General features: G+C 68.7%; 20 protein-coding genes and 4 tRNA genes. 15 read left to right on the top strand and 9 right to left on the bottom strand.

All coding sequences use genetic code 11. From position 1 onward, the window contains the following. Nucleotides 1–31: 31 nt before the first annotated feature. Nucleotides 32–406: a DUF2069 domain-containing protein gene (locus EER27_RS06875; protein ID WP_123087311.1), complete on the bottom strand. Its 375-nt coding sequence runs from the start codon at nt 404–406 to the stop codon at nt 32–34. Beyond that, nucleotides 403–996, bottom strand: a complete 594-nt coding sequence (gene wrbA, locus EER27_RS06870; RefSeq protein ID WP_123087310.1) for an NAD(P)H:quinone oxidoreductase — start codon at nt 994–996, stop codon at nt 403–405. Before wrbA ends, EER27_RS06875 begins: the two co-directional genes overlap by 4 nt. Before the next feature lie 401 nt (nt 997–1397). Between wrbA and EER27_RS06865 the strand changes: the two genes are divergently transcribed. From EER27_RS06865 to EER27_RS06855, 3 genes are read left to right on the top strand one after another with little or no spacing between them, the layout of a single operon-like run. After that, nucleotides 1398–2663, top strand: a complete 1266-nt coding sequence (locus EER27_RS06865; protein ID WP_123087748.1) for a YihY family inner membrane protein — start codon at nt 1398–1400, stop codon at nt 2661–2663. 2 nt (nt 2664–2665) lie between these two features. Next, nucleotides 2666–3289 (top strand): TlpA family protein disulfide reductase, encoded by a 624-nt coding sequence (locus tag EER27_RS06860; protein WP_123087309.1) that lies wholly within the window; start codon nt 2666–2668, stop codon nt 3287–3289. Further along, the gene (locus tag EER27_RS06855) at nt 3286–3555 is read left to right on the top strand and encodes an acylphosphatase (RefSeq protein ID WP_123087308.1); all 270 of its coding nucleotides are present in this window, start codon (nt 3286–3288) and stop codon (nt 3553–3555) included. The genes EER27_RS06860 and EER27_RS06855 overlap by 4 nt, the downstream gene beginning before the upstream one ends. A gap of 55 nt (nt 3556–3610) precedes the next feature. On the opposite strand, the gene ppk2 is transcribed toward EER27_RS06855, so the two are convergent. From ppk2 to hemA, 7 genes are all read right to left on the bottom strand, one after another. Continuing rightward, entirely contained in the window at nt 3611–4390 is a 780-nt protein-coding gene (gene ppk2 / locus EER27_RS06850) for a polyphosphate kinase 2 (RefSeq protein ID WP_123087307.1), read from the bottom strand. Between the two features lie 10 nt (nt 4391–4400). After that, nucleotides 4401–4781, bottom strand: coding sequence for a helix-turn-helix domain-containing protein (locus tag EER27_RS06845; protein ID WP_123087746.1), 381 nt, complete (start codon nt 4779–4781; stop codon nt 4401–4403). A gap of 66 nt (nt 4782–4847) precedes the next feature. After that, nucleotides 4848–5369 carry a molybdenum cofactor biosynthesis protein B gene (gene moaB, locus EER27_RS06840; RefSeq protein ID WP_123087306.1) on the bottom strand — a complete coding sequence of 174 codons (522 nt, stop codon included), beginning with the start codon at nt 5367–5369 and terminating at the stop codon, nt 4848–4850. A gap of 71 nt (nt 5370–5440) precedes the next feature. Further along, on the bottom strand, nt 5441–7153 hold the full coding sequence (locus tag EER27_RS06835) for an O-linked N-acetylglucosamine transferase, SPINDLY family protein (RefSeq protein ID WP_123087305.1): 1713 nt from the start codon (nt 7151–7153) through the stop codon (nt 5441–5443). A gap of 109 nt (nt 7154–7262) precedes the next feature. Then, nucleotides 7263–7715 carry a GNAT family N-acetyltransferase gene (locus EER27_RS06830; protein WP_123087304.1) on the bottom strand — a complete coding sequence of 151 codons (453 nt, stop codon included), beginning with the start codon at nt 7713–7715 and terminating at the stop codon, nt 7263–7265. A gap of 164 nt (nt 7716–7879) precedes the next feature. Then, nucleotides 7880–8965: a peptide chain release factor 1 gene (gene prfA, locus EER27_RS06825; RefSeq protein ID WP_123087303.1), complete on the bottom strand. Its 1086-nt coding sequence runs from the start codon at nt 8963–8965 to the stop codon at nt 7880–7882. Nucleotides 8966–9139: 174 nt separating this feature from the next. Continuing rightward, a complete protein-coding gene (hemA, locus tag EER27_RS06820; protein WP_123087302.1) occupies nt 9140–10417 on the bottom strand; it encodes a glutamyl-tRNA reductase in 1278 nt (425 codons plus the stop codon). A gap of 154 nt (nt 10418–10571) precedes the next feature. Here hemA and EER27_RS06815 point away from each other — a divergent pair, with 154 nt between their 5' ends. The 12 genes from EER27_RS06815 to EER27_RS06760 all read left to right on the top strand — a co-directional run. Continuing rightward, nucleotides 10572–12278 carry a tetratricopeptide repeat protein gene (locus EER27_RS06815; RefSeq protein ID WP_123087301.1) on the top strand — a complete coding sequence of 569 codons (1707 nt, stop codon included), beginning with the start codon at nt 10572–10574 and terminating at the stop codon, nt 12276–12278. Continuing rightward, nucleotides 12275–12994 carry a lipoprotein insertase outer membrane protein LolB gene (gene lolB, locus EER27_RS06810; protein ID WP_223807212.1) on the top strand — a complete coding sequence of 240 codons (720 nt, stop codon included), beginning with the start codon at nt 12275–12277 and terminating at the stop codon, nt 12992–12994. The genes EER27_RS06815 and lolB overlap by 4 nt, the downstream gene beginning before the upstream one ends. Before the next feature lie 162 nt (nt 12995–13156). After that, entirely contained in the window at nt 13157–14044 is an 888-nt protein-coding gene (gene ispE, locus EER27_RS06805; RefSeq protein WP_123087300.1) for a 4-(cytidine 5'-diphospho)-2-C-methyl-D-erythritol kinase, read from the top strand. Nucleotides 14045–14101: 57 nt separating this feature from the next. Continuing rightward, nucleotides 14102–14178: transfer RNA gene (locus EER27_RS06800), tRNA-Gln, on the top strand. 53 nt (nt 14179–14231) lie between these two features. Beyond that, a complete protein-coding gene (locus tag EER27_RS06795) occupies nt 14232–15191 on the top strand; it encodes a ribose-phosphate diphosphokinase (RefSeq protein WP_123087299.1) in 960 nt (319 codons plus the stop codon). A gap of 84 nt (nt 15192–15275) precedes the next feature. After that, nucleotides 15276–15926 (top strand): 50S ribosomal protein L25/general stress protein Ctc, encoded by a 651-nt coding sequence (locus EER27_RS06790; protein ID WP_123087298.1) that lies wholly within the window; start codon nt 15276–15278, stop codon nt 15924–15926. 54 nt (nt 15927–15980) lie between these two features. Continuing rightward, the gene (gene pth / locus EER27_RS06785; RefSeq protein WP_123087297.1) at nt 15981–16562 is read left to right on the top strand and encodes an aminoacyl-tRNA hydrolase; all 582 of its coding nucleotides are present in this window, start codon (nt 15981–15983) and stop codon (nt 16560–16562) included. A gap of 93 nt (nt 16563–16655) precedes the next feature. Then, a complete protein-coding gene (gene ychF / locus EER27_RS06780) occupies nt 16656–17747 on the top strand; it encodes a redox-regulated ATPase YchF (RefSeq protein ID WP_123087296.1) in 1092 nt (363 codons plus the stop codon). Between the two features lie 104 nt (nt 17748–17851). Further along, nucleotides 17852–17937: transfer RNA gene (locus EER27_RS06775), tRNA-Tyr, on the top strand. Nucleotides 17938–18034: 97 nt separating this feature from the next. Next, a tRNA-Gly gene (locus EER27_RS06770) sits at nt 18035–18108 on the top strand. Between the two features lie 36 nt (nt 18109–18144). After that, nucleotides 18145–18220 (top strand) — tRNA-Thr (locus EER27_RS06765). 33 nt (nt 18221–18253) lie between these two features. Further along, the coding region (locus tag EER27_RS06760) for a GTP-binding protein (protein ID WP_123087295.1) at nt 18254–18890 on the top strand (637 nt) is incomplete at its 3' end.

Here is an 18890-nt window from a genome sequence, read left to right as displayed (position 1 = left end):
CAGGCCACCGATCCGGAAAACCCCGGAAATCTCAGCCGCGGCGCTTGCCGAACTTGGCGGCCAGTCCGGGCGCGTTGGCGGCGAACACGATCGCCAGCGACAGCAGGACTTCGGCCAGGGCATAGAGGCGTTCCGGCGCGCTCGACCAGGCCAGCATCACGCCATGGCAGAACCAGCCCAGTGCCAGCACGCCCGACCAGAAGGCGGCATGGCCGCGGCCGAACCAGGCGCCGAGCGCCAGCAGCGCCGGCGGAAGCGCGAACACCAGCATCGCCGCCAGCGCATGCGTGCCGGCGGCGAACCAGGCGACGAACAGCGCCACCAGCGCCAGCAGCGAGGCGACCAGGGCAATGCGGGCCTTGCGGCGCACCGATGCCTGGGATTCCGACAGGTCGTTGGCGTTCATGCGGCCAGTTTCGCGGCAATCGTGGCCAGGCGACGGCCGAGGGCCCGCGCGAGCTGGGCCTCATCGTCGCAGAGCGTCGGGTCGTCGCCGGTGCCTGCGACGTGGCTGGCGCCGTAGGGCGTGCCGCCGGTTCGGGTGCTGCTGAGCAACGGTTCGGTGTAGGGAATGCCGGCCACCAGGCAGCCATGGTGCAGCAGCGGGATCATCATCGTCAGCAGTGTCGACTCCTGGCCGCCGTGCATGGTGGCCGTGGAGGTGAATACCGCCGCGGGCTTGCCGACCAGGGTGCCGCTGGCCCATTCGCTGCCCAGGCCGTCCAGCCAATGCTTGAGCGGCGCGGCCATGTTGCCGAAGCGCGTCGGGCTGCCGAGCGCGAGCCCGCAGCATTCGACCAGATCGCGCGCCTCGACGTAGGGCGCACCTTCGTCGGGCACCGGCGGCGCGGTCTGCTGGGTTACCGCGGCAACCGGCGGCACCGTGCGCAACCGCGCCGACATGCCCTCGACCTCGCCGATGCCACGCGCCACGTGCCGTGCGAGCCGCGAGACCGAACCACCGCGGCTGTAATAGAGCACCAGGATCTCGGACATGGCCGGGGCGTCGTTGCGAAAGGGCGCACAGGATAGAGGAGCGGGGGAGATTCGGGGTTTGGGACTCGGGGTTCGGGGGTCGGGACTCGGGACTCGGGACTCGGGATTCGGGATTCGGGATTCGGGATTCGGGACTCGGGACTTGGGACTTGGGACTCGGCAGCCGAGTTTCGAGTAGCTCCCTTGCTCGAAAGCTCGGGCGCCGCTGCAGGGCCTCTCGCGTTGCGGGGCTCCCTGATCGCCCATGCACCAGCCCCGGCATGTGTACTGAACCGAGGGCTTCGTCTTCGACCCTCACCTCCCCAACCTGCATCCGAACCCCCGAACCCCGAGTCCCGGGTCCCGGGTCCCGAGCCCCGAGCCCCAACCCCCGAACCCGCCCATCAGTTACCCTCGCCCCGATGGAGCCACTAGACACCCTGTATCGCTGGAGCGAACGCCTGCGTGACCGGGCCCGGGTCGGAACGTTCTTCCGATTCCTGGCCAAGCGCTTTCTCGCCGACAACCTGTTCCAGGCCGCCGGCGCGCTGTCCTACACCACGGTGTTCGCGCTGGTGCCGCTGTCGATGGTCGTGTTCGGCGTGCTGTCGGCGTTTCCGGTGTTTGGCGAATGGAGCGATCGCCTTAGCGATTACATCTTCTCCAACTTCGTGCCCAGCGCGGCGCGCTCGGTCGAGGCGTACCTGCGCCAGTTCTCCGCCAATGCCGGCCAGCTCACCGGTGCCGGCGTGATCGCGCTGGTGGTGTCGTTGCTGATCACGCTCAACGGGGTCGAGGCGACGTTCAACCGGATCTGGCGCGTGAAGTCGGCGCGGCCCAAGCTCAGCCGCTTCCTGGTGTACTGGACGGTGCTCACGCTGGGCGCCCTGATGGCCGCGGCCAGCCTGGCGATGTCGGCCAGGTTCTTCGCGATGTCGGTGTTCGAAACCCAGGCCGGGCATGTGCTGCAGAGCCTGATGCTGCGGGTGGCGCCGATCGTGATCGAGCTGGTGGCATTTGCGGCGATCTACAAGGTGGTGCCGCACCGCACCGTGCAGTGGCGTTATGCAGCTGCCGGCGCGCTGCTGGCCACGTTGCTGTTCGAGAGCGTGAAGTCCGGCATCGGCCTGTACCTGGGCAGCTTCGGCTCCTACTCGAAGATCTACGGCACGCTCGCTTTCGTGCCGATCTTCCTGCTGTGGATCTACCTGAGCTGGATCGCGGTGTTGCTGGGCGCGTCGCTGGCGTCATCGATCTCGGCGTTCCGTTACCAGCCGGCCAGCCTGCGCCTGCCAGTGGGTTACGAGATCTATGGGCTGTTCCGTCTGCTTGCGCGCTTCAACGAGGCGCGCGCACACGGGCGCGGTCTGCACAGCGACGACATCCAGCGGCTCGAGCCGATCCTCACCGACGGGCTGGTGCAGGAAATGCTGGCCCAGCTCAGCGCCATCAACGTGGTGATCCGCGCTGAGGATGGGCAATGGCTGCTGGCCCGCGATCTCGACGAGCTCAGCCTGGGCGAGCTGTACGAAGCCTGCCAGTTGCGCATCCCGGTGGCCGAAGCACACCTGCCGTGCCGGGACGATGCGCTCGGGCGCTCGGCCATCCAGGCGCTCGATGATCTGCGCCTACCGCTCCGCGACTTGCTCAAGCGTCGCGTCGCCTCGATCCATGCCGAAGAGGACTGACCATGCCCGTTTTCCTGCCGCGCCTGCGCTCGCTGCTGCCACTGATGGCGACGCTGGCGCTGGGTGCCTGCGATGCCTCGACGCCCGTGACGGCATCCGGCGATACGCCGGCTGCTCCGACCGGCACATCGATCGGCGAATCGGCGGCAACGCCCGCCAGCGATGCGCCCGCCAGCGACACGCCTGATCTGCGCATCGCCCTGCTCGACGGCGGCAACTACGATCTGGCCGCGCACCGCGGCAAGTGGGTGGTGGTCAATTTCTGGGCGACCTGGTGCAAGCCCTGCCTCAAGGAAATGCCGGAGTTGTCGGCGCTGGACACGGCGCGCGATCACATCGAAGTGCTCGGCCTGGCCTACGACGACATCGAACCGGCGGCGATGCGCGAGTTCCTGCAGCGCCGCCCGGTGGCGTATCCGGTTGCCATCGTCGACACCTACGATCCGCCCAAGGCGTTCGACACGCCGCGCGGCTTGCCGATGACCTACCTGATCGGGCCCGACGGGAAGATCGTCGACAAGGTGCTCGGCCCGGTCACGGCCGAGTCGATCGAAGCGGCCATCGCCAAGGCCGGCGGGCGCGCGCCCGGGGCGAAGCTGGAAGTGCCCGCCGGTGGCGCGTCATGACCGCGGCGCGATTCATCGTGGGTGGCAAGGTGCAGGGCGTGTGGTTCCGCGCGTCCGCCCGTGACCAGGCGCTGGCGCTGGGTTTGCGTGGTCACGCCCGCAACCTGGCCGACGGCCGCGTCGAAGTGCTTGCGGTGGGAAGCGAGGCAGCGATCGAAGAGCTGATCGCCTGGTTACGTCAGGGGCCGCCGCTGGCGCGTGTCGACGAACTCGAACGCTTCGACGCCAACGAGGACGAGGCGGGCGAGGACTTCACGATCACCTGATCACCGCGCCGCATCAACCGCTGATCGGGGTGTCACCGAACGGACGACACCGGGCTCAGTCGACCGCGGCGTTGGCGATCGGCTTGAGGCGTCGGTAGCGCTCTTTCTTCGGCTTGCCCGGCAACGGTTCGAAAGTGATTGCTTCGGATTCGACACGGGTGTCGGGCAGGCGGTCGAGCAGGTCGCGGATCAGCGTGAGGCGACCGCGTCGCTGGTCGTTGAAATCCACCAGCGTCCAGGGCGCGACGTCGGTGTGGGTCGCGGCGAGCATCGCCTCGCGTGCGCGGGTGTAGTCGTCGTAATGGCGGCGCGCCTCGACGTCGACCGGCGACAGCTTCCAGCGCTTGAGCGGGTCTTCCAGTCGTTCGGCGAAGCGTGCTTCCTGCTGTTGCTGATCGCAGCACAGCCAGTACTTGAACAGCACGATGCCATCGTCGACCAGCAGTTTCTCGAACGCCGGTGCCTGCCGCAGGAACGCCTCGACCTGCGCCTGGCTGGCGTAGCCCATGACCTTCTCGACACCGGCACGGTTGTACCAGCTGCGGTCGAACAGCACGATTTCCCCGGCCGCGGGCAGGTGCGGCACGTAGCGCTGGAAATACCACTGGCCCTGCTCGCGTTCGGACGGCCGGGGCAGTGCCACAACGTGGCACTGGCGAGGGTTGAGCACGTCGGCGATCGCGCTGATGACGCCGCCCTTGCCGGCCGTGTCGCGGCCTTCGAACAGCACCAGCACGCGCTGCCGCGTGTGCTGGGCCCATTGCGCCATCGCAACCAGATCGAGCTCCAGCGGTTCAATCAGTTTCTCGTACTGCTTGCGCTTGAGGCCGCTCATGGCAGGTCGTTCACGCCTTGGCCTTGCGCCGGGCGGCGGCCTTGCGCGGGGCACGGGGCGCGGACTTGCGCGGCGTGCCGGCCATGCTGGTGGCGACTTCCAGCAGAGCGCCCTGTTGGCGGCTGTCCAGCGCGCGGTAGGCCGCCAGCAGTTCGTGTTCGCCCGCGGTGCGTGCCGGATCGAGCGAGCTGGCCAGCTCCGCCAGCAGGGCGCCGGCCGGCACGCCGAACGTGCGGGCCAGCGCATCCAGCTGATCCTTGCCGGGCAGCTTTTCGCCCTGCAGCCAGGCGCTGACGGTGGCGACGCCAGCCCGCGGAATGGCGGTGGCGATGTCGGTGGCGTTGAGGCCGCGGGCCTTGGCAAGCAGTCGCAGGGTGGTTCCCAGTGGCATGGCAGTGACTCCGCGTGTGATCAGTGCGGCCAAACCCGAGGTGTCGTCGGCGCGCGGTGGCATGGCTCAGCGTTCGCGCAGGCGCGGTCGCAGGGTGGCGAGATTGCAGGGCTTGGTGCGCGCGTCAAGTTGTGCGGCGACGATGCGTTCCCAGGCGGTGCGGCAGGCCGAGGTCGAGCCCGGCAGGGCGAACAGGAAGGTGCCGTTGGCCAGGCCGGCGAACGCGCGCGACTGCAGCGTCGACGTGCCGATTTCCTCGAAGCTCAGCGAACGGAACAACTCGCCAAAACCCGGCATCTGTTTGTCGAGCAGCGGCAGCAGGGCCTCGGGCGTGGAGTCGCGGCCGGTGAATCCGGTGCCACCGGTGACGAGGATGCCGTCGATGGTGTCATCGGCGATCCATTGCGACACCTTCGCACGTAGCAGGTAGCGATCGTCGCGCAGCAGGGCGCGGTCGGCCAGGCGGTGGCCGGCCTGGGTGAGTGCGCTGACGAGGTAGTCGCCGGAGCTGTCGTCAGCCGCGGTGCGGCTGTCGGAAACGGTGAGCACGCACAGGGCGAGCGGAATGAAGTGGGGGTCTGCGGTCATTGGGCGAGACTAGCGCAGGCGAGGGGGAATGGCGCCTTTCGCGCCCAGCCAGTACGCACCGACGCGCCCCGCTATCCGCGCGGGTCGGCGTCGGGGTGGCACGGCCGTCCCGCCATCGACCCCACCGCCGTCGCGAAGTCGCGCGCGAAGCCCGCCATGTCGAACAGGCCGCTGTCGTCGCGATGCTTCGCCAGCTCGGCACGCAGCGTCGCCAGGGCCGCCGGGTCGCGGCCGAGTTCGATCGCACGCGCGACGAACGCCGCGTCGTCCCCGACGTTCATCCCGGCCATGCCCAGGTGGTGGTTGAGGCTGCCGGCGACGCGCGCGGCAAAGGTTTCGCCGGGCACGGTCAGCACCGGGCAGCCGGCCCACAGCGCATCGGAGGCGGTGGTGTGTGCGTTGTACGGGGCGGTGTCGAGGAACAGGTCGGCGTGCTGCAGGCGCGCCAGGTAGTCGGCGTGCGGCTGCTTGGCCATGAACACCAGCCGCGAGGGCTCCACTCCTTGGGCCTGTGCGAACGCACGCAGGCGCGCATCCGCCGCGCCGGGGCCGGACAGCAGCCACAGCACGCTGCCCGGCACGCCGCGCAGTACGGCCAGTGCCCGCGCCATGCTGGCCGGATTGAGCTTGTAGCTGTTGTTGAAACAGCACAGCACCACCGCGTCGTCGGGCAGGCCGCAGTCGCGACGGGGCGGTGGCGGCGGGATGGCCCGGGCTGTGTCCGACGGCTGGAAGCAGCGCGGCAACCGCGTGACCTTCTCGCTGAAATGCGCTGCCAGCGACTCGGGCAGCACGTAGGCATCGGCCAGCACGTGGTCGATCCACGGCGCCCCCGACGTGCCCGGGTACGCCAACCAGTTGACCTGCACCGGCGCCGGGCGCATCGCCAGCACTTCCGGCGCGCCGCCGCCGCCCCAGCCGCGCAGGTCGAACAGCACGTCGATCGCCGCGTCGCGGATGCGCGTGGCGACCTGCGTGTGCGCCAGGCCGGCGACATCGTGCAAACGTGTTGCCGCGCGCAGGCGGTGGCGGATCGGGCTGTTGTCGTCGCGGTTGAGCGCAAACAGTTCGATCGCGATGCCGCTGACGTGCTTCAGCGCCTCGAACATCGCCACGGTCAGCAATCCGGTGGGATGCGCGCCGAAGCCGTTGGACAGAAAGCCCACACGAATCGGCGCGCCCTCGACGCGCGCAGGTGGGGTCAACTGCGGCAACGCGCCGATCCGTCGTTGCACCTGCGTCGCCCGAAGTCGCGCGCACTGCAGCTGCTCGGCCGCGCTGGCGTCCTCGCTGAGGAAAGCGAAGGGTTCGATCGCGCTGTCGCCGCGCCGCACGGCGGCACGAACCTGCGCCGCCAGCGCATCGATTCCGCGCCAGTCGCAGAGCTTGCGCCGCCAGGCCAACAGGTAAGCGGCCAGTTGCGGCTCGTGCGGTGCGCATGCCCAGGCGTGCTCATAGGCATTGGCGGCGGCTTCCGCCTCGCCTGCATCCTCGAGCGCATGGCCCAGCCAGACGGCGAACCCCGGGTGCTGTGGCGCTTGTTGCGATGCCGCCTGCAGGCTGGCCACTGCATCGCGATGGCGACCCTGCATCGATTGCGCGCGTCCTAGTCGGGCCAAGGCTTCCGGGTGGCCCGGCCGCAAGCCCAGCGCGCGCCGCGCCGCCGCCTCGCCGGCCACGGCATCGCCGGCGTCGAGCTCGTGTTCGGCCAGCACGATCCAGGTCATCGCGTTGCCCGGTTCGCGCTCGACGGCGCGACGAATCTCGTTGCGCGGATCGTTCATTGCCGGTCACGCCCGCGCGGGATCACCGGTTGGCCGGACGCGGTCGTGCGCGGGCCGGTGCCTCCGCACAAGCTCATCGGTGCATCCGCGCGCTGGCGGCGGCAATCGGTCACGACGGCGGAAACGCCAGCGAGTACCACTGGCTGTTGTCTTCATGCCAACCGGCGCCGCGGTACAGCGCGCGGGCCGGAGTGTTGTCGCGGCTGGTTTCCAGGCTGATACCGGCGGCGCCGGATTCGCCTGCGTAGTGCGCGCCTGCCTCGAGCAGTGCGCGCGCCACGCCCTGGCGTCGTGCCGTGCGCTCGACGAACAGATCGTTGAGCACCCACGTGCGCGCGGTGCGCACCGAGGAGTAGGCCGGATAGAGCTGGGTGAATCCGGCGGACTGCCCGTGGAGCGTGGCGAGCAGTACGACGGAGGTCTCGGTCTGCAGGCGTTCGTGCAGGAAGGCATGCGCGCGCGGCAGGTCGCTGGGCTGCTGGTAGAACACGCGGTACGCGTCGAACATCGGGGCGAGCGTGTCCAGGTCGGCCAGCGTCGCGCGGTGGATCGCAAGGTCCATCGTCCCTCCCGGGAAGTGAGTGCAGCGGCCGATTCTAATGAACTCGGCCGCCTGGCTCGGGCACCTGACTGCCCCGATGAGCTCGCCCGACGAACCCGGTCAGTGCGCAGGTGTGGGTGAAGCCGCTTTTCGACGCCGCGCAGCCGCGCAGCCGCGCAGCCGCGTCAGTCGTTCTGGGTCAACCGTGCAAGCTCGTCCGCCTGATGCTCGTGTTCGAGGCGTGCGATCAGCGCATCGAGGTCGCCGGTGATGACGTTGGACAGGTCGTACAGGGTCAGGCCCTCGACGCGATGGTCGGTGATGCGGCCTTGCGGGAAGTTGTAGGTGCGGATGCGTTGGCTGCGATCGCCACTGCCCACCTGCAGCTTGCGGATCGATGCTTGCGCCGCAGCCGCCTTGGCCGCCTGCGCGTCGGCCAGCATCGCCTGCAGCCGCTTCATGGCCTTGTCGCGATTGGCGTGCTGGCTGCGCTCGGTCTGGTTTTCCACCACGATGCCGCTGGGCAGGTGGGTGATGCGGATCGCCGATTCGGTCTTGTTGACGTGCTGGCCGCCGGCACCGGAGGAACGGAAGGTGTCGACCTTGAGGTCGGCCGGGTTCAGCTCGATCGGCTCGCCCTCGGGCTCCACGGCAATGATCGCCACGGTGGCCGCCGAGGTATGGATGCGCCCCTGCGATTCGGTCGCCGGCACGCGCTGCACGCGGTGGGTGCCGGATTCGAATTTGAGTTTGGAGTAGGCGCCGCGCCCTTCGACGCGCGCGATGATTTCCTTGTACCCGCCGTGCTCGCCGTCGCTGGCCGACTCGACCTCGACCTTCCAGCCCTGGCGTTCGGCATAGCGCGCGTACATGCGGAACAGGTCGCCGGCGAAGATTGCCGCCTCGTCACCGCCGGTGCCGGCGCGCACTTCCAGGTAGAGGTCGCCGTCGTCGCGCGCGTCACGCGGGATCAGGTGGGCGAGCAGCTCGATGTCGAGCTGTTCCAGTCGCGCCTGGGCCGCGGTGATTTCCTCGTCGGCCAGCTCACGCAACTCCGGGTCGGCGCGCATCGCCTCGGCCGCAGCAAGGTCGGCCTTGGCCCGCGCCTCGTCGGCCAACGCGTGCGAGACAGGCTCCAGTTGCGCGAACTCGCGCGAGTACTTGCGAAAGCGCCCGGCATCGCCGATCACGACCGGATCGGCGAGCAGGCGCTCGAGCTCCTCACGTCGTTCGGCCAGGGCTTCGAGCTTGCGGCGCAGGGTAGGGGTCATCGGGGGAATGGCGAAGAGGAAGGAGAGGGCGTCCGCAGGGCGCGGACAAGAACGCGGACGTAAAGCGCCGAGCGGGCGTGGGCGAGTGTCGCTAACGCCGGGTCAGCTGCGCCATCGTCTCAATGGCCCGCGGGTGGCTGGCGCCAGGCCCGTGCACGCCGCGCCTCACCATGGCTATTCACCGTCCCCGGCACCAAACAGCTTGTCGGCGGCGCGCGCAAGGTCGGCGTTGCCGGTCAGTGCCGCCTCGCGCAGGGCGATGGTCGGTGCATGCAGCAGGCGGTTGGTCAGGGTATGGGCGAGGAACTGCAACACCTCGTCAGGATCGCCGCCGGCAGCGAGCTGCTGCTGCGCCTTGGCCAGCGCCTCGGCCCTGGCCGACTCGCCGTGCGCACGCAGGCGTTTGAGCGGCTCGGTGCGCGTGCTGGCGGCCAGGGTCTCGACAAAGCGCTCGACCTGCAGCTCGACGATCGCCTCGGCCTCGTTGGCGGCTTCGCGACGACCGCGGCGGTTGTCCTCGATGGCGCGTTCGAGGTCGTCCACGGTGTACAGGAACACGTCGCGCAGCTCGGCCACATCAGCGGCGATGTCGCGCGGCACCGCGAGGTCGAGCAGCAGCATCGGACGGTGGCGGCGCGTGGCCAGCGCCGCGGCGACCTGCGGCTTGCGCAGGATCGGTTCGCGGCTGGCGGTGGCCGACAACACGATGTCCGCTTCGCCCAGGTGCTTGTCCAACTCGCTCAACGGCAGCGCCACGCCGGCGTGGCGGGTTGCCAGGTCCTGGGCGTGGGCCAGCGTGCGATTGGCGATCAGCAGCCGCTTGGCCTTGGCTTGCACCAGGTGACGGGCGGCCAGTTCGATGGTCTCGCCGGCGCCCACCAGCAGCACGGTCGAATCCTCCAGGCGTGCGAACGATTCCTGCGCCAGGCGGACCGCGGCCGACGCCACCGACACCGGATTGGCGCCGATGCGGGTATCGGTGCGCGCGCGCTTGGCGGTGGTGAACGCGTGCTGGAACAGCCGGTCGAGCTGGCTGCCCAGGCTGCCCGAGGTGCGCGCGGTGGCCCAGGCGTCCTTCACCTGGCCCAGGATCTGCGGCTCGCCCAGCACCAGCGAGTCCAGCCCGGTGGCCACGCGGAACAGGTGGCGCACGGCATCGGCACCGTGATGGCGGTACAGGTAGTCGTGCAATGCCTGGGCCGGTTCGACGGACAGGCTGCCGCCATCACCGGGATGGTTGGCCAGCCAGTCGGCGAGTGCGATGCCGTCGTCGTCGGTGACCGCATACAGCTCGGTGCGGTTGCAGGTCGACAGCAGCGCCACTTCGCGCACGCTGGGCAGGCGGCGCAGCGCATCGAGCGCTGCGGGCACCGCGTCGCCGGAAAACGACACGCGCTCGCGCAGGCTGACCGGCGCGGTCTGGTGGTTGAGGCCGAGGACGAACAGGCTCATTGCGGGACGGGATTTCCGTTCAGGCGCTTGCGATAAGCTGCTGGCTGCCGAGGCCAGACATTCTACCGGCCCCCGGTCCCGCGGGCTCCGCTCGGTCGCAATGTGCCGTTCAGCCCTTGCCCAGCCGTCCCGCCACCCAGGTCATGCGCGCCCGATGAGTCCGAAACCCGCCTTGCTGCGTCCGCTTGCCGTCGTCGTCCTGTCGCTGCTGCTGGGCGTGCCGGTAGTGTCTGCGGCCGCCGCGGTCCCGGCCGCCCGCTCCGGCCAGGCCGGCAACGATCCGGTCACCGGTTCACTCGAGCCGTTGCTTGCCGGCGAGTTCGCCCTGCAGGCCGGTCGTCTGGAGGAGGCCGCACGCTGGTACCTGCAGGCGGCACGCGCTGCCGACGACATGGTGCTTGCCGAACGCGCCACGCGCATCGCGCTGCTCGCCAAGCACGACGGCCTGGCCGCCGACGCGCTGGCGCTCTGGCGCAGGCAGGGCGGTACGGGCAACTCGCTGCTGGCGGCGGACGCGGCGTTGTCCCTGCGTCGCAACGACGAGTCGGGGGCGCGGCGCAAGCTGTCGGCCTTGCTTGCCAGCCCAGGCGACGACGGCTGGCGACAGGCGCTGGGCGTGGTCAGTTCCGGTTCGCGCGATTCGCAACAGGCTGCACGCCTGGTCGAGTATCTGGTCGAAGGCGATCGCATGCCGCCGGTCCTGCTGGCCTGGATCGCGTTCGGCGGCCTGGCGCAGCGTCTCGAACAACCGGCATTGGCCGAACGCATCGTCAACGAAGTGGTCCGGCGCTTCCCCGGTGAGCCGCGCGTGGCACTGCTGCGTGCCAGCCAGTTGCGCGAAGCGGGCAAGCCTGACGAGGCCCGCGCCGCGCTCGCGGCGATCAGTGACCAGGCCGAAAGCAACGCCATGCTGCGCCTGTCGATCGCCGACGAGTACGACGAACTGGGCGACCTGGCCCGCGCCGAGCAGGTACTCGCGCGCGGACCACAGGACGACCAGACCTATGCATTGCGGGCGTCCCTGCTGGCGCGCGCGGAAGACAACGCCGGCCTGGCCTCGCTGTACGAGGCACTGGCCCGCGACGGCGCGCGCCCGGACCCGCGACGGCGCCTGCTGCTCGGGCAGATCGCCGAGTTCCTGAAGCGATTCGACGAGGCGCTGGAGTGGTACCGCGGTGTCCCTGGCGGCCCCCAGAAGCAGTCCGCGCGACTGCGTGCGGCCAACGTGCTGCACGAACTCAAGCGCGGCGACGAGGCATTCGCCGCGTTGCGCGAGCTGCAGGCCGACGCAGCCGTCCCCGACGAGGCGCGCCAGGGCGCGTACCTGCTGGAAGGCGAGCTGCATCAGCGCGACAACGACGATGCCGGCGAACTGGACGCCTATGCGCGCGCATTGGCGGCATTCCCCGACGATGCCGGCGCGCTGTACGCGCGTGCGTTGTACTGGGAACGCCACGACGACATTCCGCGTGCCGAGGCCGACTTCCGCAAGATCCTGGTGAGCGACCCGGACAGCGTCTCGGTGCTGAACGCGCTGGGCTACACCCTGGCCGACCGAACCACGCGGTACCAGGAGGCGCTCGAACTGATCGACCGCGCCCGCACCGCCGAGCCCGACAACGCCGCGATCATCGACAGCTACGGCTGGGTGCTCTACCGGCTGGGCCGCCACGAAGAGGCGCTGGTCGAGCTGCGACGCGCGTTCGCGCTGCGCAAGGATCCCGAGATCGGCGCCCACCTGGGCGAGTTGCTGTGGGTGCTTGGCAAGCAGGACGAGGCGCGCAAGTACTTCGACGAGGCGCTCAAGCTCGATCCCGAGAACCGCTCGCTCAAGCGGGCAATGGAGAAGGTTGGCGCATGAGGGCGTGTCGATTGCCGTTCACGGCCCGTGGTGTCGGCCTGACCGTTCGCCGCCTGATGCGCGTCGGCCTGCTGGCGAGCTTCGCGCTGTTGCTGGCGGCATGCGCCGGCCGGGCGACCCGCACGTCACCACCGGCTGCGCTGCCCGCGTTGTCGGTCGCCGAGCAGGCAGTGGCCGATGCGCGCCAGGCCGAGCGGGAGCTTGCGCTGCAACAGGATTCGCAATGGTCACTGGTGGGGCGGATTGCCGTCGCCAGTGGCCGCAATGGCGGCAGCGGGCGTCTCGAATGGGCGCAGCACGGCGGCCGCTTCGAGGTATCGGTAAGCGCGCCGGTGACTCGCCAGAGCTGGACGCTCGGTGGCGATGACGGTGGCGCGCGACTGGACGGCCTCGAAGGTGGGCGCCGCGATGGCCCCGACGCGGCGCAGTTGCTGCGCGAGGCCACCGGCTGGGACGTGCCGGTGCCGGCGCTGGCCTACTGGATACGTGGCGCCCGCGCCAGCGGCTTCGGTCCCGCGCGGCTGGACTATGGCCCCGACGGGCGTCCGGTTCGGATCGAACAGGCCGGCTGGACCATCGACTACCGCTGGCCCGAACCCGGTGACGGGGTGGCGACGGGGGCCGAGTCGGCCGTGCCGTTGCCCAGTCGCATCGACGCCCGGCGCGGCGAGGCCCGGGTCAAGCTGGTCATCGACGCATGGGGCGTCGACGGCTGAGCCGAACGGTGGCCGGCACCCGCAGCCGGCTGTCGTCGTTCGATGGCGGGCCGTGCCGGGGGTTTGCGGACGGCGGCCGTCGCCCGTGGCCCGGACGCCCCGTCCGGATCGACACCCACACCCCATCACTCCCGACCCGCCTGAAAGCGAGCCCACCCCGACATGACCACCACCGACCCGTCCGCCGCCACCTGGAGCAGCTGGCCGGCACCGGCCAAACTCAACCTGTTCCTGCGCATCACCGGGCGCCGGGCCGACGGTTATCACCTGCTGCAGACCGTGTTCCGGATCCTCGACTGGGGCGACACGATCCGCCTGCGGGTTCGCGACGACGGTCGCATCGTGCGCCATGGCCCCTCCGTTGCCGGCGTCGAAGAAGCCGACGATCTGGTGGTTCGCGCCGCAAAGATCCTGCAAGAGGCCAGTAATTCGCATAAAGGCGTCGATATCGTCGTCGAAAAGCGAATTCCGGCCGGGGGCGGCTTCGGCGGCGGGTCGTCCGATGCAGCCACGGTACTGGTCGCCCTCGACGCACTCTGGGGAACGGCATTGGGCGTGGACCGCCTGGCCGATCTGGGCCTGCGGCTGGGCGCCGACGTCCCGGTGTTCGTTCACGGTCGGAATGCCTGGGCGGAGGGGGTGGGCGAGCAGCTCAGCCCGGTCGAGCTGGCGCCGGCGTGGTACGTGTTGCTCGACCCCGGCGTGCACGCGCCGACGGCCGCCCTGTTCAGCTCGCCTGAATTGACGCGGGATGCCTCGCCCGCGACAATGCGCGCCTTCTTTTCGGGTAAGCCGCTCGGGAACGCATTCGAGCCGGTGCTGCGTGCGCGTGAATCCGCCGTCGAGGCGGCGTTTGCCGCGCTGTCGCAGGTCGGACACGCGCGCCTGACAGGCTCCGGCAGTGGTTGCTTCGTCGAATTCGCCTCGCGCGAGGCGGCGCAAGCTGCCCTGGAGGCGTTGCCGGCAGGCCACAGGGCCTGGTTGGCGGCGGGCGTCGCGCGTTCACCGCTGCACGTCGCCCTCGAAGAGATGGTCGCCGGCCGCCAGTAGGTGGCGCCGGTCCAGCGGTGCCTGCACGGGCGAGCAAAAGACCAACCAGTTTTCCGCAGGGGCGTCGCCAAGAGGCCCAAGGCACCAGGTTTTGATCCTGGCATTCGTAGGTTCGAATCCTACCGCCCCTGCCAAGCAACATCCGCCATCCGCTAGCCCCTCAGCCCGCCACCGCTGGAGTTTTCCCGTGCAGACCGACCGCAACCTGCTGGTGTTCAGCGGTAACGCCAACCGCCCGCTCGCCGATGCCGTCTGCAAGGAGCTCGGGGTCCGGCCCGGCAAGGCACTGGTCAGCCGGTTTTCCGACGGCGAGGTGCAGGTCGAGATCGAGGAAAACGTGCGCCGGCAGGAAGTGTTCGTGATCCAGCCGACGAACGCCCCGACCGCCGAGAATTTCATGGAGTTGCTGGTGCTGGTGGACGCGCTCAAGCGCGCCTCGGTCAGCAACGTCACTGCGGTGGTGCCGTACTTCGGCTACGCCCGCCAGGATCGCCGCCCGCGCTCGTCGCGCGTGCCGATCACGGCCAAGGTCGCCGCCAAGATGTTCAGTGCGGTCGGCACCGACCGCGTGCTCACCGTCGACCTGCACGCCGATCAGATCCAGGGCTTTTTCGACATCCCGGTCGACAACGTCTACGCGTCGCCGCTGTTGCTGGCCGACATCTGGCGCGCCTACGGCACCGACAACCTGATCGTCGTGTCGCCGGACGTGGGTGGCGTGGTGCGCGCTCGCGCCGTGGCCAAGCGCCTCGACGACGCCGAGCTGGCGATCATCGACAAGCGCCGCCCGCGCGCCAACGTGTCCACGGTGATGAACATCATCGGCGACGTGGAAGGCAAGATCTGCGTGCTGGTGGACGACATCGTCGACACCGCCGGCACGCTGTGCGCCGCCGCTGCTGCCCTCAAGGCGCGTGGCGCGCTCAAGGTGGCCGCGTACTGCACGCACCCGGTGCTGTCCGGCGCGGCGATCGACAACGTCAACAAGTCGCAGCTCGACGAACTGGTGGTCACCGATACCATCCGCTTGTCCGACGCAGCGCGTGCCTGCAGCAAGATCCGCCAGCTCAGCGTCGCCGAGCTGCTGGCCGAAACCATTCGCCGCGTCGCCTTTGGCGAGTCGGTGAGCTCTCTGTACGTCGATTGAGTTTCACATCCGACTTCCCTGGTCGCGGGGGAGTCTCCAGTCGCCGCGAGGCGACATAACGCAGTAGAAAGTGAGTAAATCGAAATGTCCGAACATATCCTCAAGGCCACTGGCCGCAGCGTCGAAGGCAAGGGTGCGAGCCGCCGCCTGCGTCGTGCCGCCAGCATCCCGGCCATCGTCTACGGTGGCACCGCCGCGCCGCAGCCGATCCAGCTCGACCACGAGAAGATCTGGCTGGCCAGCCAGAACGAGTGGTTCTACGCGTCGATCATCAGCCTCGACATCGACGGCAAGGTCGAGAGCGTGCTGCTGCGTGACATGCAGCGCCATCCGTTCAAGCAGATCATCATGCACCTGGACTTCCTGCGTGTTGATGCCAACCAGACGCTGCGCGCCGCGGTGCCGCTGCACTTCCTGAACGTCGAGAAGTCGCCGGCCGGCAAGTCCGCTGACGTCGTGGTCACCCACGAGCTCAACGAAGTCACCGTCAGCTGCCTGCCCAAGGACCTGCCGGAGTTCATCGAGGTCGACTTGGCCAAGCTCGCCGTGGGCGACATCGTCCACCTGTCGGAGCTGAAGCTGCCCGCCGGCGTCGAGCTGCCCGAGCTGAAGCTGGGCAAGGAACACGACGTCGCGGTGGTCATCGCCAAGCACGGTCGCGTCGAGACCGAGGAAGCTGCGGTCGACACCACCGAAGTGCCGGCCGTCAAGGCGGCCAAGAAGGACGACAAGTAATCGCGTCCTGACGACCTGCCCGCTCCGGCGGGCAGGTCGCCGCGCGAATCCGCGATGGAAGGCTTGCGCCTTATCGTCGGGCTGGGCAATCCCGGACCCGAGCACGCCAGGACCCGGCACAACGCCGGGTTCTGGTTTGTGGATGCACTGGCGGAAAAGCTGGGCGGGCGTTTTGGCCTGGAATCCAAACTGTTCGGCGAGACCTGCAAGGTCGAGATCGCCGGCCAGCCGGTCTGGCTGCTGAAGCCAGCCACCTTCATGAACCTGTCCGGCAAGTCGATCACCGCGGCCCTGCGCTACTGGAAGATCGAACCGGAGCAGGCCCTGCTGGCGCACGACGAGCTGGACCTGTCGCCGGGCACGGCGAGGCTCAAGTTCGACGGCGGCCACGGCGGCCAGAACGGCCTGCGCGACACCATCCGGCTGCTCGGGCATGCGAAATTCCACCGCTTGCGGGTTGGAATCGGCCATCCCGGACACAAGGACAAGGTCACCCCGTGGGTGCTTGGCCGCCCGGGTCGCGACGACGAGGCCGTGATCCTGCGCGCCATCGACGAGGCGATCGACGTGCTGCCACTGGCGGTGCAGGGCGATTTCAACGAGGCAATGAAGCGGTTGCACACCAGCAAGGCCTGACGCGGACGGTCGTCGGCCTGCAGAGAGTCAATAGGAAAGGGCGGCCCGCGGGCTTTTCTTTACTCTTCACTCTTCACCTTTGGCGGTCTTCAGATGGGTATCAAGTGCGGCATCGTCGGTCTTCCCAACGTGGGCAAGTCGACCCTCTTCAATGCCCTGACCAAGGCTGGCATCGCTGCCGCCAACTTCCCGTTCTGCACGATCGAGCCCAACGTCGGCGTGGTGCCGGTGCCGGATCCGCGCCTGAACGCGCTGGCCGAGATCGTCAAGCCGCAGAAGTGCATCCCGACCGCGGTCGAGTTCGTCGACATCGCCGGCCTGGTTGCCGGCGCGGCCAGTGGCGAAGGCCTGGGCAACAAGTTCCTGGCGCACATCCGTGAGGTCGACGCGATCACCCACGTGGTGCGTTGCTTCGAGAACCCGGACGTCATCCACGTCAACAACAAGGTTGACCCGCTGGCCGACATCGACACGATCGACACCGAGCTGGCGCTGGCCGACCTGGATTCGGTCGAGAAGGCGCTGCAGCGCGCCGAGCGGACCGCCAAGACCGGTGACAAGGACGCCAAGGTCCGCGTCGAGGTGCTGGCCCGCGTTCGCGCCGGCCTCGATTCGGGCAAGCCCGCGCGTGCGCTGGAGCTGTCCGAGGACGATCGCCTGGCCCTGCGCGACCTGTTCCTGCTGACGCTCAAGCCGGTGATGTACGTGGCCAACGTGCTCGAGGACGGCTTCGAGAACAACCCGCACCTGGACGCCGTGCGCGCCCGCGCGGTGGGCGAGGGCGCCGAGGTGGTGCCGGTCTCGGCCGCCATCGAGGAGGAGCTCAGCCAGCTCGATGACGCCGATCGCGACACGTTCCTGGCCGATCTCGGTCTCGACGAGCCCGGCTTGAACCGCGTGATCCGCGCCGCCTACAAGCTGCTGGGCCTGCAGACCTACTTCACCGCTGGCGTGAAAGAGGTCCGCGCCTGGACGGTGAGAGCGGGCTCGACCGCGCCGCAGGCCGCCGCCGTCATCCACACCGATTTCGAGAAGGGATTCATCCGCGCCGAGACGATCGGCTACGACGACTACATCAAGTACAAGGGTGAAGCCGGCTCGCGCGACGCGGGTCGCCTGCGCCTGGAAGGCAAGGAATACCGCGTCCAGGAAGGCGATGTGCTGCACTTCCGCTTCAATGTTTGACGGATATTTGCGAGGGGCTTGCAGTTCGTCTGCAAAAAAAGTGAAAATGACCGCTCGGACGCGTTGACAACCCTCGTTTCTCACCCCAGAATTGCGGGCTCTTTGGAGGGATACCCAAGCGGCCAACGGGGGCAGACTGTAAATCTGCTGGCTTACGCCTTCGGTGGTTCGAATCCACCTCCCTCCACCAGCTTCACGCTAGTCGCAAGACCGGTGGAAGAGTTGGAACTGCAAGACCCGGTCGCCTTACCAGCTTCCGGCGCACCACCCAAGCAGGTCAGTCCGGCGCGGGAGTAGTTCAACGGTAGAACCTCAGCCTTCCAAGCTGATGGTGCGGGTTCGATTCCCGTCTCCCGCTCCATTGAACGCCGCGACGCTGTACTTGCTGGAACAATCTGCTCACGTAGCTCAGTCGGTAGAGCACCTCCTTGGTAAGGAGGAGGTCGAAGGTTCGATTCCTTTCGTGAGCACCATATTCAACGCACGGCAACCATCGAGAAGACGTCATGGCCAAGGGTAAGTTTGAGCGCACCAAGCCGCATGTGAACGTGGGCACCATCGGCCACGTCGATCACGGCAAGACCACGCTGACCGCGGCACTGACGAAGGTGGGCGCCGAGCGTTTCGGTGGCGAGTTCAAGGCGTATGACGCGATCGACGCGGCGCCGGAAGAGAAGGCTCGTGGCATCACGATCTCGACCGCGCACGTCGAGTACGAATCCCCGAACCGTCACTACGCCCACGTTGACTGCCCGGGCCACGCCGACTACGTGAAGAACATGATCACGGGTGCGGCGCAGATGGACGGCGCGATCCTGGTGTGCTCGGCCGCTGACGGCCCGATGCCGCAGACGCGCGAGCACATCCTGCTGTCGCGTCAGGTCGGCGTGCCGCACATCGTCGTGTTCCTGAACAAGGCCGACATGGTTGACGACGAAGAGCTGCTCGAGCTGGTCGAGATGGAAGTCCGCGAGCTGCTGAGCAAGTACGAGTTCCCGGGCGACGACACCCCGATCATCCGTGGTTCGGCCCGTCTGGCGCTGGAAGGCGACCAGTCGGAGATCGGCGTGCCGTCGATCCTGCGACTGGTCGAGGCGCTGGACAGCTTCATTCCGCTGCCGGAGCGTGACATCGACAAGCCGT

Source organism: Montanilutibacter psychrotolerans, assembly GCF_003719825.1.
Classification (GTDB): domain Bacteria; phylum Pseudomonadota; class Gammaproteobacteria; order Xanthomonadales; family Xanthomonadaceae; genus Montanilutibacter; species Montanilutibacter psychrotolerans.
The sequence above is the reverse complement of the archived record's forward strand: the minus strand, read 5'-3'. Positions and strand labels throughout refer to the sequence as shown.